This window comes from Parabacteroides merdae ATCC 43184 (assembly GCF_025151215.1).
Classification (GTDB): domain Bacteria; phylum Bacteroidota; class Bacteroidia; order Bacteroidales; family Tannerellaceae; genus Parabacteroides; species Parabacteroides merdae.
Window position 1 is genome coordinate 2,661,268 of the sequence record NZ_CP102286.1, and the last position, 15,083, is coordinate 2,676,350.

General features: G+C 45.6%; 15 protein-coding genes. 9 read left to right on the top strand and 6 right to left on the bottom strand.

Annotated features, from left to right (window positions below):
- The first annotated feature begins 669 nt into the window (after positions 1-669).
- The 3 genes from NQ542_RS11100 to aroC all read left to right on the top strand — a co-directional run bounded on the left by NQ542_RS11100 (position 670) and on the right by aroC (position 3,621).
- Positions 670-1,845 carry a MalY/PatB family protein gene (locus NQ542_RS11100; RefSeq protein WP_036724734.1) on the top strand — a complete coding sequence of 392 codons (1,176 nt, stop codon included), beginning with the start codon at positions 670-672 and terminating at the stop codon, positions 1,843-1,845.
- 97 nt (positions 1,846-1,942) lie between these two features.
- Positions 1,943-2,521 carry an FKBP-type peptidyl-prolyl cis-trans isomerase gene (locus NQ542_RS11105; protein WP_005634856.1) on the top strand — a complete coding sequence of 193 codons (579 nt, stop codon included), beginning with the start codon at positions 1,943-1,945 and terminating at the stop codon, positions 2,519-2,521.
- 29 nt (positions 2,522-2,550) lie between these two features.
- Positions 2,551-3,621, top strand: coding sequence for a chorismate synthase (gene aroC / locus NQ542_RS11110; protein WP_005634853.1), 1,071 nt, complete (start codon positions 2,551-2,553; stop codon positions 3,619-3,621).
- 68 nt (positions 3,622-3,689) lie between these two features.
- Here the strand turns inward: aroC and rlmH are convergent, their stop codons facing one another.
- The gene (gene rlmH, locus NQ542_RS11115; protein WP_005634850.1) at positions 3,690-4,163 is read right to left on the bottom strand and encodes a 23S rRNA (pseudouridine(1915)-N(3))-methyltransferase RlmH; all 474 of its coding nucleotides are present in this window, start codon (positions 4,161-4,163) and stop codon (positions 3,690-3,692) included.
- Positions 4,164-4,253: 90 nt separating this feature from the next.
- Between rlmH and NQ542_RS11120 the strand changes: the two genes are divergently transcribed.
- Both NQ542_RS11120 and nadC read left to right on the top strand, forming a co-directional pair.
- Entirely contained in the window at positions 4,254-4,625 is a 372-nt protein-coding gene (locus NQ542_RS11120) for a DUF4783 domain-containing protein (protein ID WP_005651328.1), read from the top strand.
- A 60-nt stretch (positions 4,626-4,685) separates the two neighbouring features.
- Positions 4,686-5,543, top strand: a complete 858-nt coding sequence (gene nadC, locus NQ542_RS11125) for a carboxylating nicotinate-nucleotide diphosphorylase (protein WP_005634846.1) — start codon at positions 4,686-4,688, stop codon at positions 5,541-5,543.
- 27 nt (positions 5,544-5,570) lie between these two features.
- Here the strand turns inward: nadC and NQ542_RS11130 are convergent, their stop codons facing one another.
- Both NQ542_RS11130 and NQ542_RS11135 read right to left on the bottom strand, forming a co-directional pair.
- On the bottom strand, positions 5,571-6,146 hold the full coding sequence (locus NQ542_RS11130) for an acyltransferase (RefSeq protein WP_005634843.1): 576 nt from the start codon (positions 6,144-6,146) through the stop codon (positions 5,571-5,573).
- The gene (locus NQ542_RS11135; protein WP_005651329.1) at positions 6,147-6,848 is read right to left on the bottom strand and encodes an SAM-dependent methyltransferase; all 702 of its coding nucleotides are present in this window, start codon (positions 6,846-6,848) and stop codon (positions 6,147-6,149) included.
- A 133-nt stretch (positions 6,849-6,981) separates the two neighbouring features.
- Between NQ542_RS11135 and NQ542_RS11140 the strand changes: the two genes are divergently transcribed.
- The 4 genes from NQ542_RS11140 to NQ542_RS11155 all read left to right on the top strand — a co-directional run bounded on the left by NQ542_RS11140 (position 6,982) and on the right by NQ542_RS11155 (position 11,083).
- Entirely contained in the window at positions 6,982-8,379 is a 1,398-nt protein-coding gene (locus NQ542_RS11140) for a methyltransferase RsmF C-terminal domain-like protein (RefSeq protein ID WP_005634837.1), read from the top strand.
- Between the two features lie 225 nt (positions 8,380-8,604).
- The gene (locus NQ542_RS11145) at positions 8,605-9,069 is read left to right on the top strand and encodes an META domain-containing protein (RefSeq protein WP_005634835.1); all 465 of its coding nucleotides are present in this window, start codon (positions 8,605-8,607) and stop codon (positions 9,067-9,069) included.
- A complete protein-coding gene (locus NQ542_RS11150; RefSeq protein WP_005634833.1) occupies positions 9,066-9,335 on the top strand; it encodes a hypothetical protein in 270 nt (89 codons plus the stop codon). Before NQ542_RS11145 ends, NQ542_RS11150 begins: the two co-directional genes overlap by 4 nt.
- Positions 9,336-9,385: 50 nt before the next feature.
- Complete coding sequence (locus tag NQ542_RS11155; protein WP_227945681.1) at positions 9,386-11,083, top strand: T9SS type A sorting domain-containing protein; 1,698 nt, start codon at positions 9,386-9,388, stop codon at positions 11,081-11,083.
- Between the two features lie 61 nt (positions 11,084-11,144).
- On the opposite strand, the gene NQ542_RS11160 is transcribed toward NQ542_RS11155, so the two are convergent.
- The 3 genes from NQ542_RS11160 to NQ542_RS11170 all read right to left on the bottom strand — a co-directional run bounded on the left by NQ542_RS11160 (position 11,145) and on the right by NQ542_RS11170 (position 15,080).
- Entirely contained in the window at positions 11,145-12,149 is a 1,005-nt protein-coding gene (locus NQ542_RS11160; protein ID WP_005634828.1) for a DUF4837 family protein, read from the bottom strand.
- 190 nt (positions 12,150-12,339) lie between these two features.
- Positions 12,340-13,005: a hypothetical protein gene (locus tag NQ542_RS11165; RefSeq protein ID WP_005634826.1), complete on the bottom strand. Its 666-nt coding sequence runs from the start codon at positions 13,003-13,005 to the stop codon at positions 12,340-12,342.
- A gap of 5 nt (positions 13,006-13,010) precedes the next feature.
- Complete coding sequence (locus NQ542_RS11170; RefSeq protein WP_005634824.1) at positions 13,011-15,080, bottom strand: RNA degradosome polyphosphate kinase; 2,070 nt, start codon at positions 15,078-15,080, stop codon at positions 13,011-13,013.
- Between the last annotated feature and the right edge of the window lie 3 nt (positions 15,081-15,083).

Sequence of the window (15,083 nt, forward strand, 5' to 3'; positions counted from 1 at the left end):
CAAATGTAGAACAATAATTCATACCTCCAAAGAAATTAAAAGAAAAATATCAATTTATCTTACATTTCTCAAGCAAAGAAACAAGATAGGCTTGCAGTTTAACACATCCTTCCAATCTTCCATTATCAAATCCGAAATACCTGTCTGGATTGTTTCCGCCTAACTTTTCATATGAAAGAATATGCGAGTAGGCTTCACCATCGTCTTGCTATATATTAAAATAAAAGCAGATCTTTAAGGTGAAGGCAGACATTCGGACTGGCTTCACCTTAAAGATCTGCTTTCACCCTGTCTCGTACAGATTTAATTATAACTTCTTACGTTTTTGCCCAAGGCCGAAAGCCTTTTTGCCTAATGGCAAAAGCCTTTTCGACCTTGGGCAAAAAGATATTCGACGTAGGTCAAAAGCTCTATGGCTTTATAGCCTGACGATAAAAGTATGGCAGTTGCCACTCTATGATACTTTTCGTACCCGACTCATTTACAAGTGTCAGTTATTTACATTTATAGACAACCTATAACAGGATTTTTTAATACACAGTCAATCTATTCAGGACGAGACAAAATTAAAAGTCCGGTTGTGTAACTACCCAAATGTCGGAATCGAAACAGTTTCTAAATATAATTCGTATCTTTGACCCCGATCAACAGACTGAACTTATAGAGATAATGAAACAATACAACTTTGACGAGATCATCGAACGTCGTGGAACCAATTGTGTCAAGTACGATCTTCTAAAGAAAGACTTCGGTAACGAGAACCTTGTTCCACTTTGGGTAGCCGACATGGATTTCCGGACACCAGACTTTATTGTCAACGCAATCAAGAAGCGTCTGGAGCATGAGATTTTCGGGTACACATTCGATTCGGATTCCTATTATAACAGTATCATCGAGTGGGTACATTATAAACATAACTGGAAAATCCAACGCGAATGGCTTAGTTATATTCCCGGCATCGTAAAGGGAATCGGTTTCGTTTTGCAGTGCTTCACCAAACCTGGTGACAAAGTAATTATCCAGCCACCGGTCTACCATCCTTTCCGCATCGTTCCGGAAAACATGCACCGTGAGGTTGTCTACAACCCGCTCAAAACAGTAGACGACATTTACGAGATGGATTTCGAGAATCTTGAATCGGTCATCGATGAGCATTGCAAAGTCCTGATCCTTTGCAACCCTCATAATCCAGGCGGTGTCGTCTGGAAAAAAGACACACTGGTCAAGTTGGCCGAGGTTTGTGCCAAACACAATATACTCGTTATCTCCGATGAAATACATGCAGAGATGGCTTATCCGCAATATACGCATCATCCGTTTGCAACGGTTTCGGAGACAGCCGCCAATTGCAGCATTACTTTCATGGCTCCGAGCAAGACTTTCAACATTGCCGGAATCGTCACCTCCTATTCGATCATTCCCAATGCGGAAATACGAGAAAAATTCTATTCCTTCATGGAAGCAGGAGAATTCAATGCCGGGACGATCTTTGCCTATACGGCAACAGAAGCGGCTTATACATACGGAGCCGAATGGTTGCAACAGATGCGGATGTATATCACTGAGAATGTCCGCTTCGTAGATGAATATTGCAAATCCAAACTCCCGAAGATCAAAGTCTATCCCCCTCAGGCATCTTTCCTTGTATGGTTGGATTGCCGTGACCTGAAACTAAGCCAGCCTGAACTGGTAAGCTTGTTCCAAGATAAAGCCGGCCTGTTGCTGAACGACGGAAGCATGTTCGGTCCCGGAGGTGAAGGGCATATGCGTTTGAATATCGGCTATCCGCGTTCCGTCCTGTCTTCCGCACTGGATGCTTTGAAAAAAGCGATAGATAAGAAATAGAGTCGTTTGCCTATTTAATTATCCAGAGATTGGGCAGACAAGTCGGAAATTATGCGTAAATTTGTTGCCATTTTATTTATCATAAATACAATTACAAATGAAAATTACAGCAAATAAGTTCGTTGCAGTTACTTACGATCTGAACGTAGGCGAAGGCGAAGAACGCGAATTGATGGAAAGAGCAACAGCTGAAACACCTCTGAAATTCATCTTTGGTACAGGCGCTATGCTCCCCGCTTTTGAAGACGCTCTGAAAGGACTGGAAGTAGGCGACAAATTTAATTTTTCTATAACTCCGGCTGATGCATACGGCGAATATGTGGAGGAACACGTACTGGATCTTCCAAAGAATATTTTCGAGGTAGACGGCAAGTTCGACTCGGAAATGATCAAAGAAGGCAACACGGTACCGATGATGGATTCGAACGGCAATCGTATGAACGGTTCTGTCTTGGAAGTAAAAGAAGATGTTGTCGTTATGGACTTCAACCATCCGCTGGCCGGCGAAACATTGCATTTCAATGGTGAAGTTATCGATGTACACGAACCGACAGCTGAAGAAATCGCAGCCCTCACAGCTCCGGCAGGTGGATGCGGTTGTGGATGTGACGACTGTGGAAGCGGTTGTGGCGACCATAACCACGAAAGTGGATGCGGATGTGGCGGATGCCATTAAAGAATTGACAATTGACAATTTTAGCAAGGGTGAATACATTTGGAAACATATACAGACTGACCTCTTTCGGAGAGTCGCACGGTCCCGGAATCGGAGGCGTAATAGACGGATGCCCTGCCGGTATCGAACTAGATACGGCATTTATCCAAAGTGAACTGAACCGCCGTAAACCGGGACAGTCCAAAATCACAACCCCACGCAAGGAAGACGACGAAGTACAGTTCCTTTCCGGTATTTACGAAGGAAAAACGACAGGGACTCCGATCGGTTTCGTCATCTGGAACAAGAACCAGCACTCGGCGGACTACGATAATATGAAGAATGTTTATCGTCCTTCCCATGCAGATTACACCTACCAGACCAAATACGGAATCCGCGACCCGCGCGGAGGTGGACGTTCGTCTGCACGTGAAACGATCGCCCGTTGCGTAGCCGGAGCAATTGCCAAACTGGTTCTTCGCCAGAAAGGTATCCGGATACAAGCATTTACCTCACAGGTCGGGAACATCAAACTTAACGGCTCATACACGGATTACGACTTGGACAAGGCAGAAGAAACGGCCGTACGTTGTCCGGATCCGGCGACCGCCGAAAAAATGGAGGCTTTGATCGCCGAAGTGAAATCCAAAGGAGATACGATCGGCGGCATCATCACCTGCGTAGCACAGGGAGTTCCCATTGGTCTGGGCGAACCGGTATTCGGAAAGTTGCATGCGGCATTGGGACATGCGATGTTGACAATCAATGCCGTAAAAGGTTTCGAATACGGTGACGGTTTCGAAGCGGCCTTATATCGTGGCTCGGAACGGAACGACCGTTTCTTCAACGACAACGGACACATCAACACCCGTACGAATCATTCCGGTGGCATACAGGGAGGTATCTCGAACGGGCAGGATATTTATTTCCGTGTTGCCTTCAAATCGGTCGCCACCATCCTGATGGAACAGGAAACCGTCAATACGGAAGGTGAAGACACGATCTTGAAAGCCCGTGGGCGCCATGATCCGTGTGTTTTACCTCGAGCTGTCCCTATCGTCGAATCAATGACGGCAATGACACTGTTGGATTTTCTGCTTATGCAGAAAATCCGAAATTGAGAATTGACAATTGACAATTAAATGTATCAGACAATTATCAGATTGTATTTTTAATTGTCAATTGCCAATTATTCATGGTGATAGGGTTCATTATTCAGAATTGTCATCGCCCTATAGAGCTGCTCGATAAAGATCAGGCGAATCATCTGGTGAGAGAAAGTCATTTTGCTTAAGGATATTTTCTCGGCGGCGGCTTTATAAACAGCATCGCTGAAACCATACGGACCACCGACAACAAAAACCAGGCGCTTCGGGACCGTATGCGTCTTTCTTTCTATATAGGTGGAAAACTGCACCGATGTAAATTCTTTTCCTTTTTCATCCAACAAAACCAAATAGTCACCCGGCTGTAATGCTTTCAGAATCAAATCTCCTTCCCTCTCTTTTTGTTGGGATTCGGAAAGATTTTTGACGTTCTTAATATCAGGGATCACTTCCATTTCAAAAGGGATATAATGGACCAGGCGGTTCTTATACTCATTGATCGCTTCCACAAAATAGCCGGCATCCGTCTTGCCGATCACAATCAGCGCAATTTTCATTCGTTTACATTTTAGAGATTGAGGGTGCTAAATTACAGGAAAAAATACATACCTTTGTACGATAATACTCACAAAAAGAGGAGAAAGCTTATGAAACGATTATTTTTGACGTTGGCATTGGTTCTCTCGGTTCTGAGTGTAATGGCTGCCGACATAGTTCCTATATCGAACGCTTTTAAAAGAGGCAACGTCTCGTCGCTCAGTGGATCAATGGACAAGGAAGTCGACATGGCCCTACCGGGTTCATCCAAAAAGTGCAACGCAAACGACGCTGTTTCAATGCTGAATGCCTTCTTCGGAGGGAACAAGCCGACAGGATTCACAGTCGTTCACCATGCTGATAAAAAAGAGACTGGTTTCTTTGTCGGTAAACTACCTACTTCATCCGGTGAATATCGCGTAAACGTGACATACCGTGCAGAAGGAAACAAAGCGATTATACAGTCTATCAGAATTGAATAACAAGATCTTATGATTTATACCTTGTCGCATATAAATCATAAATCATAAATCAACAGTAACATGAACGTACAAGAGACAAAAGAACAACTGATTGCGGAACTGATCCGCCTGGCATTCGCAGAAGATATAGGTGATGGCGACCATACGACTTTATGTTGTATTCCGGCTACGGAAATGGGGAAGAGCCAGCTGATCGTGAAGGAAGACGGCGTATTGGCCGGGGTCGAAATGGCTGAACGTATTTTCCACACATTCGATCCGGATCTGAAAATGACGACATTCATCCACGACGGAGCCGAAGTGAAGAAAGGCGATATCGCTTTCGTAGTCGAAGGTAAGGTACAGTCTTTGCTGCAAACGGAACGCCTGATGCTCAATGTCATGCAACGCATGAGTGGTATTGCAACCACGACACGCAAATATGTCAAAGCATTGGAAGGAACGAAAACACGCGTACTGGATACGCGTAAGACGACTCCGGGCCTGCGCATGGTCGAGAAAGAAGCAGTTAAAATCGGTGGAGGTGTCAACCATCGTATCGGGTTGTTCGATATGATTTTGCTGAAGGACAACCATGTGGACTTTGCCGGCGGTATCGAAGCGGCCATCACACGCTGCCATCAGTATCTGAAAGAGAAAAACAAGGATTTGAAGATTGAAATCGAGGTTCGTAACTTCGACGAGTTACAGGAAGCAATGCGTGTCGGCGGTATCGACCGTATCATGCTGGACAACTTCAATATCGAGAATACGAAGAAAGCCGTCGAAATGGTTGCCGGACGTTACGAGCTGGAATCTTCAGGTGGCATCACATTCGCCACGCTTCGCGATTATGCCGAATGCGGTGTGGATTATATCTCAGTCGGAGCCCTGACACACTCTGTCAAGGGGCTGGATATGAGCTTTAAGGCTTGCTAAAGACATTAAGGCGGGCGGATCTCGTCTCTACGAAATACGCGTCACGATGCCCCCCTCTAACAGGTATTGCTGATTGCTTTCCGAGCATGTGGCGATACCTTTTTCATTGAAGGAGAGGCGATGCCCGTATTCGCTCACCCAACCGATCTGACGGGAAGGATTGCCGACAACCAAAGCGTATGGCGGAATATCTTTAGTGACCACGGCCCCTGCGCCGATCATAGCATATTCGCCGATCGTATGGCCGCAAACGATCGTTGCATTCGCACCAATAGAAGCTCCTTTGCCGACATGTGTTTTCAAATATTGGTCTTTACGGGAAACGGCACTGCGGGGATTGACCACATTTGTAAAAACGCAGCTGGGTCCTAAAAAAACATCATCCCCACAAGTCACGCCGGTATAGACGGAGACATTGTTTTGTACCTTCACATTATTCCCTAAAACCACCAGAGGAGAGATCACGACATTCTGCCCGATATTACAATTCCGACCGATTGTGCACCCCGGCATAATATGGGAAAAATGCCAGATGTGTGTGCCGTCTCCAATTGTGCATCCGGGATCGATAACGGCTGTTTCATGTGCCTTATAAGTTTCCATTTACTTATATATTAAGAAGATTGTCGGTTTCTTGCTCAAATCAGGAACCTTTCCAGCCCATTCTTTAACAGGACGCGTATGGATATATTCATCTTCGCAAGTGATATTCGAAGCAATACACAATTTGGTCGAAGGACGGCACGTGCGGATCAACTCCTCCGCCAATTTATTATTGCGGTAAGGCGTTTCGATGAACAACTGCGTCTGGTTCTCCGAATAAATGCGCCCTTCCAGCTTCTTGATCGCATTCGTACGCTGTGAAGCATCGATCGGCAGATAGCCATGAAAAGCAAAGCTCTGCCCGTTAAAACCGGAACCCATCACCGACATCAGGATCGAAGAAGGGCCGACCAGCGGAACCACCTTGTAACCTTTACGCTGTGCAATAGCCACCACATCTGCCCCCGGATCGGCAACCGCCGGGCAGCCGGCCTCCGAGATCACACCGACCGACTCGCCTTCCGCCAAAGGAGCCAGATAAGCGGCAACGGCTTCGGCCGACGTATGCTTGTTCAATTCATAAAAGACAAGATTGTCAATCACGATCGAAGGCTCTGTCTTTTTCAGGAAACGGCGTGCCGTACGTACATTTTCGACAATGAAATGACGGATGGAAAGGATAACCTCCCGGTTGTATTCGGGAAGGACCCGGCGATGTTCGACGTCGCCAAGCGTGACAGGGATGAGATAGAGAGCGGACATGAATTTATGATTTATGATTTATGATTTATGATTTATGACCATGATAAAAAAGGCGACATGGCCATAAATCATAAATCATAAATCTTAAATCTTACGCAAAAGTAGTATTTTTGCCGAAAACAAGCGAAAAGAGATGGCACTTCCGATAGATTTTATCACACGTACCCGTGCATTGCTGGGAAATGAGTTCGACAGTTTCGAAGCGGCGTTGCAGGCCGATGTCCCCGTCAGTATCCGTATCAACGAGAAGAAAGGCGCTCCTATCCCGGCAGCCGATACTCCGGATAACCGGGTGGCGTGGTGCGATACAGGTTATTACCTGCCTGAAAGGCTTTCGTTTACCTTCGACCCGCTCTTCCATGCCGGCGCCTACTACGTGCAGGAAGCGTCGTCCATGTTTCTCGAACAAGTGATCCGCAGCCACGTGAAAACGCCTGTCCGATGCCTCGACCTCTGCGCCGCTCCGGGAGGCAAATCGACTCACCTGGCGGCTTGTCTGCCGGAAGGGAGCCTGCTGGTCAGCAATGAGGTGATCCGTAGCCGGAGTCATATCCTGGCGGAAAATATCGCCAAGTGGGGAAATCCGAATTGCGTCGTGACGAACAACGATCCGAAAGAGATCGGCCGCCTTACGCATTTCTTTGACGTGATCGTCGCCGACGTGCCCTGTTCCGGCGAAGGTATGTTTCGCAAAGATACCGACAGTACAGGCGAATGGAGCATCGCGAACGTCGCGCTCTGTGCCGGACGCGGGCGCCGCATCATCCACGACATCTGGAACGCGCTGAAACCCGGCGGTCTGCTGATCTATAGCACCTGTACCTACAACACGGAGGAGGATGAAGAGAACGTCCATCATATAACGGAAGAACTGGGAGCCGAAGCACTGCCCATCCCCGCCGTAAAGGACGAATGGCAGATCACCGGCCCGTTGAAATATAACCATCCGGTCTATCGTTTTTTCCCGCACAAGACCAAGGGCGAAGGTTTCTTCCTCGCCGCCCTGCGCAAAGCGGATGGCGAAGCGGAAGAGATTCGATTCAAAAACAAGAATAAAAAAGAAAAGGGGAAAACGGCTCCTGCCATCCCGAAAGCTGTCAAATCCTTTCTGTCGGACACGTCTTCTTTTTCACCCGAATGGAGCGGTAGTATCCTCAGGATGCTCCCCGAATCCGTCCGGGGGGCCTATCCCCTGCTTCGTGAGCACCTGCGCATTCTTTCGGCCGGCATCTGTATCGGCGAGGCGAAAGGAAAAGATTTCATCCCTGCCGAGGAGCTCGCACTCAGCACGGCTCTGCGTCCGGATGCTTTTCCCGTGGCTGATTTAGATTGGGACGATGCGATCCGGTATCTGAAAAAAGAAGCCCTGCTCCTACCCGCCGGTACAGAGAAAGGCTACGTATTGGTCCGTCACAAAAAGTTTCCGCTCGGCTTCGCCAAACATCTCGGCAACCGCGCCAACAACCTCTACCCGCAGGAATGGCGCATCCGCACGGGGTATATACCGGAACAGGTGAAGACGTTCGAATAATGTTGCACAACATAATAAAAAAGATTGTCATTCAAGAGGTTCATCCCAATAATAAACAGTAATTTTATACCGAACAAAATATAAACAGTATGGCAACAAAAAGCCACAAATGCACAGACAAATTCATGACACCAGGTAACACAATGGAGGTCGTTCAGGCGAGACGGTACTTTTTTTAGTTTTCCAAATAAGAGTTCTCTTTTATTCACATAAATTCTAAATCTTATGAAAACAACTATTTTACAATCATTATTCAAAATTGCCTTGCTACTATTCGGCATGGTGGTCGGGGTCGGATGCGACGATTCGGACAATCCGGATAATAGAATACAAGAGGGGATAGAAATTTCCGGCATACTAACAAAAACCGTAGAAAACGGTACAGAGATCAAGTACCCAACGGAGATAACCCCCTTCTTGACCTTAAGAAAAGATCTCACATTCGAAGGAGATGCCGTGTGCAACAGCATCAAAGGAGACTACAAATACAGTGCAGACAATGGGCAATTCAAAATCGAAGGTTTGATAGCGACTGAACTTGGATGTACATCCCCGCATCATGAAGCCGAAACAATGTATCTCGATTATTTCAGGAAAATCTCTTCCTTCAAGCAAGACAGGGAAAATGTCAGGTTCTATTTCGGGGAAAATAGCTATTTGGAGTATAAATCAATATCTGAAAAAAAATGAAAACAACAAGAACTTTTATCATCGTTTTAACCTTTGCCTGCGTTTCACTATTGGTAAATGCACAACTCAGTACAAATGAATTACCATTCTCATTCAGAGTGGAAAATCAACATTTATTCATACAAAAGAACGCACAAATAAACTCCTATAAAGCACTACTTCCCAAAACGGTTGAAGAATTGAATACGGAAGATCAAGAAAACGAAGGAGACAATGAAAATGTACCACCTCGTTTTGGCTATCCTATACCTGTCAATGGGATATGACCAATGCTGGCAACTGGACTGTACTAACAAATGGAGACAAACTCTGGACAATGGAAATATCATCACCGAATGCTCTTTCCATAAACTTATTGTATGACAAATTCTGGTTGCCAGAAGGAACTAGTCTGTTTTTATACAGTAAAGACAAAAAACAATATATGGGTGGCTTTACTTCTATTAATAATAAAGGAGACTCCATTAATCTAAAAGGTTTTGCAACTGGTATTATTCAAGGAAGTAATGTCATTTTAGAATATTATCAACCTGCACATATCTCGCAAACCGCTATAATATCAATATGCAATGTTGTACATGGATATAAACCAATCGTTGCACCTGCAATCCTAACTCGTTCATTCGGAGGATCTGGCAATTGCCAAGTAAACATTAACTGTCCAGAAGGTGAAGATTGGCAAAAAGAAAAAAGAGCTATAGCTTTAATAGTAGTAAATGGATTCCGATATGCAACAGGAGCACTTCTTAACACAACGGCTAACGATAAGCGGCCAATCTTTTTAACAGCAGATCATTGTCTCGGAGGATGGGGCAATTATAATATAAAATATGATGCTGTAACAAATCCAAACTTAAATCATTACATGTTCTATTGGAATTATGAAAGTCCCTCATGTTCTCGTGGAGGAAGCGAACCCCAAATCCTATCGACTTCCGGAGCAACCATATTGGCAAATAATGAATATTCCGATTTTGCACTATTATCCTTAAATGAAGATCCAAAGAATCTTTCCGGTTATGACCCTTATTATTTAGGTTGGGATAGAATAACGTCTTTAAGTTCCACCGGAGTTGTCGGTATCCACCACCCAAGTGGTGATGTTAAGAAAATAGCGACATCGTTTAACCTGCCGGCAAATACTACTCCATATTGGCGTGTTAATTGGAGTCAAACAACAAACGGTTTTTCCGTAACAGAAGGAGGTTCTTCCGGATCACCTCTATTGACAAGAAATACACATCGAGTCATCGGCCAATTATTTGGTGGTTCAGATATCAACTGCAATAATCCTGCAGCAGACTATGCTATCTACGGCCAATTTCATCTTTCTTGGGATTACGGAACCAATCCTCAACGTCGTCTGAAAGACTGGCTTGATCCTAATAACACGGGAGCCCAATTCGTAGATGGCATCCCTGTTCCAGAACCGGAGCCAGACCCAGATCCTTATGTTATCCATATAAATGGCAGTTTTTATCAACTGAATTGCCCGTTATTAGAAAATCAAAAAGTAACTGTCGACCACTGGGGCGGTGCTTACGACGTTTGTAAAAACCAAGAAGTTGTTTTGGAATTTACTTCCAACAAAAAGAATCTGACATGCAGTTTATGGGACGGAACAGGCCCATTCTATCTGCAATACTTTCCACGAGGAGATTACTACACACTTTCTTGTACACCACAAAGCGATATATTCGAACTTTCCTTCACAGACGGGAATATAACTGAATATATAGCTTTTGAAACACAGGACTATTATACGATCTCTTATAGCAACTCATCTCAACTAATACAAATAGACATTAATGAGGATATGGCAAGAATGAAAAACAGCAGTTCATACAAAGTTGCGATTTATAATCAGACAGGCTCATTAATGAAACAGGTCTCTATGGCAAATAAAACAATCTCCATAAATACTACGGAGTTTCCCAATGGAATTTATTTCATACACCTCATGGATAACACAGGTGAAAAGATCGGTTCGAAGAAGATATCAATCAGCCACTAATCTTAATAAAAGGAAGGGGGGAAAACATTATCCATCTTCTCCCCTCCCTTTTCTTTTTCCGTCAATCCATGCAAAACGTATAGAGCGAAGCTTCGCCCCGCCGGAGCAGTTTCGCTTTTTTCGTACCCGGGGCATAAACGAAGGTTTCCGCCACGACAACCCTCTGGTTCTTTTCATCGAGATGGGCATGGCTGACAAACGGGCCGCCCATCATGTCGCCTTCCATCTCCCATAAGCCTCGCACGACTCCACAGTATTCCCCGTTCTTCGAGATTGCCTCGTAAGAGGGGGTAAAACGCTTTTCGGTCGTCATATAAGAACCGGGAAACGCCCCCTGTATATGTTCTCCCAAAACGGAATCGCGCATGGCGACCAGATAATCCAACGTAAACGTGCGTCCGCTGACATAAGGAAAACTATACACGACCATATCGATCCGTCCTCTCGTGCCATGATCAGTCACCCAAAAGAAATCTGCCGTATCTTTGTAAGAACACATCTCTTCCGGAGCATACAGCTGCGCATTGAAACGTGCCCTCACTTTGTCATTCACCCAGACGCTATGCGAACTTTCCAGATAATCGGCCTGCCGTTCCCGTTCTTTCTCTCCCAACCAAGCAACCAATGATGTGCCTTGTTTTTCCAAGTATTCAGCCAAAATCCGGGAAGAAGGAGCGTTGAGCGTAACCACTTCCTGCCCCGTAGCCCACCGGTCTTTTTCCTTATGTACAGACACTTTTGTATAAAGGGATTCATCGATTCGGACATGGATAATGTTGCGGACATAATGCAGCAGACCGTTAAACTGGAAAGGCTCGGCATACGTCACCCGCATGGCCGGCTCATTCTGCGGCAGTCCCGGAATAGGAGCAGTCAGTTGGTCGTACAGTAACCGACCCGCTTCCCCTTTCCACGCATCTTTGTCCATTACCACCAATACTTCATAAGCAAAACCAGTTGCCCTCTTCATAAAGATAGACTGTTTAGCCAGTTTGGATGACCGATTACAAGCGGTCCCCCCTATCAGGACGATCAGAATCAAAGTTAATAGAAATCGCGTTCTCATATCATTCCTCTATTAGATTATCTTAAAAAACTAAATTTACACGAAACAAAGATAGAGAGGAAGAAAAAGAAAGAAAAGAGACGATGCCGGACAAGTGAGACACCGGATAACAAACTAATATACAACCATATAAACCAATCAAAAAGTAACAAATATCCAATTTGGCGGACAATCCGTCCCTTTCCGGTCCTTAATAAAGACGAATAAATTGATCCAAATCGACCTTCTCATCCAGTCGGAGCTTCTTCTTCAACCGGTTTTTCGATTTGGTCAGTGCTTCCGAAGTATTATTGAAAACAGCCAATTGTTCCTTCCGCGAGAAGTTCCATTTGACCAGACAGCAGATTTCCTGTTCATGGCGGGTAATCCCTCGCTTCTCCTTCAAGTCGGACAAGACATGGTGGAAAAGGATATCGGTCAGATGGAACAGCCCATTCCATTCCTCGCGGGTAAGGTTCGTGCGAAGCGGATCCTCTTTCAACTGGACCAGCATCGAAAGGGAATCGGACTGGCATTCGTTTTCAACCGATAAGGAGGAAATTATCCGCTCGCTCTCCCGGAGTTTCTGCTGGTAGAACTCAAGGTCAGACATCCGTTCCTTATAGTGTTCGGATTCGGATGCCGAATGCAACAAGTCTTCTTCCAACTGCTTCACCTGCCTGGCATATTCGTAACGTTCCTTTTGCCAACGGCAGATGGCCGCTTTATTCCGTTTCAGCTTCTCCTTCACCAACCGAAAGCGTTCTTGTCTGCCACCCGTACGAAACCCGACCGCAAATCCGAGCAAGGCTCCTGCGATCAGGGCGACAAAACATAAGGTAAATAATACGAATGTCCAGGGAAAAGGAAGATCCATACCGTCTATATTTTGTTTTTCAGATATTCATAAACAGCCAGTTGTGCCCGGACTTTCACCGGGTTGCCATCCCGTTTGAAATTGTTATGTAGATGTTCGTCGATCAAACAGGCTTTTACATTATCTTGCAACTGGATATTCAGGATATCTATGATATTTCGCTTGATCTCCGCATTCAGAATCGGGAAAGCAGTCTCTATACGCCGATTCAGGTTCCGGCGCATCCAATCGGCAGAAGTCAGGAACAGCTCCTCCTCACCATCATTATAGAAGTACCAGATGCGAGAATGTTCCAGAAACATATCCACTATACGAGTAACCTTGATATTCGCACTGAACGGACGGTTCGGAACCAGGCAACAAATCCCCCGGACAATCAGGTCGATTTCCACCCCGTTCTCGCTTGCGTTATACAATTCATTGATCATATTCTGGTCATGCAGTCCGTTCATCTTCAACACGATGCGTCCTTTACGTCCGGCCTTCACGTGCTCAATCTCCCGATGAATCATCCGGGTCAGTTCCGGCACCATATTGAAGCGGGCGACCAGCAGATGGCGGAATGTCGGTCCGGCCAGCTTCCCTTCCAGCACCGCAAACACTTTGTTTATATCGGTTATCAATTCCGCATTCGAAGTCAGCAACGCCATATCGGAATAGATGCGTGCCGTTTTTTCATTGAAATTGCCGGTACTCAAATAGGCAAAATCCCGCCGTTTGCAGCCGTCTTCCGTATCTTTCCGCAGAATAACCGCCACTTTTGCATGTACTTTCAGACCGGGGATACTATAGATGATGCGAATACCCGCCTGCTCCATCCGTTCGGCCGTACTCATATTGTTCTCTTCGTCGAAACGGGCTTTCAACTCCACAAAGACCGTCACCTTCTTCCCGTTCTGAGCAGCGCTGATCAACGTGTTGATAACAGCCGAATTCTCTGCCACCCGGTATTGCGTGATTTTGATCTCATCTACTTTCGGATCAAAAGCCGCCTCCATCAGGAAGCGGATCAGGTAGTCGAAAGACTGATAGGGGAAATGCAACAGGATATCCCGTTTTTTCACCGCCCGGAAGACAGAGCCCATCTCGTCCAGAAAAGGCACACGCATGGGAGACGGGACCTGCTGCTCCAGTTCTTTTCCTCTTGGATTCGGCAGTTTGATCAGATCCTGCAAATTGTTATACCGTCCTCCCAATACCAGATCGTCTGTGGTAATACCAAAAGCATTGCATATAAACGCCAAGAAATCATCAGGCATATTGCTGTCATACATAAATCGGCTTAAGGCACCGATCTTGCGCTTTTTCACTTTCTTACGAATGTTTTCCACGATATTCCCGCCTTTCTCGTCATCCAGGTAAATATCGGCATCCCGTGAAATCTTGATGCTATAACAACTCTCCACCACATAACCGGGGAAGATACTGGACAAATTGGCCCGGATAATATCGTCGATAAACATGATATAGTGTTTTCCTTCATGCGTAGGCAATTCGATAAAACGAGGTACTTTCGCATACGGGATTTTCATCAGGGCATAATAATAGTCCGGCACATAATCCGGCTCCGCCATCCGCTTGCTCTTTTTCACCATCCGGATCACCAGATAAAGACGACGGTCGCGTATGAACGTACGGATATCCCCCGCCTGTATCATGACCGGCGAGAGGAAAGGGAACACCTCTTCATTGAAAAAGTTATGCACGAATTCTTCATGAAACGGTTCCGGCCGGCTGTCCTGATACAGGTAAATATCCTGCCGGTTCAATTCCTGCAATACTTTGGAGAATATGCGATAGTATTCGCGCTGCTGTCGGTTCACCTCTTCCGTGATTTCGGCAAGCGTCTCTTCGGCTTCCGCCCCGCTTTCTTCGGTGAAGTTCTTTTTCATGATTACTCCCCGGTGCTCGGCAACCCTTATTTCGTAAAACTCTTCGAGATTGGACGAATAGATCGACAGGAACTTGATACGCTCATAGATAGGGAGCGTTTCATCCTCCGCTTCCAGCAAAACGCGATAGTTGAAGGACAACCAGCTAATATCACGTTTAAAGTATTTATGTGAATTCTCCATCGT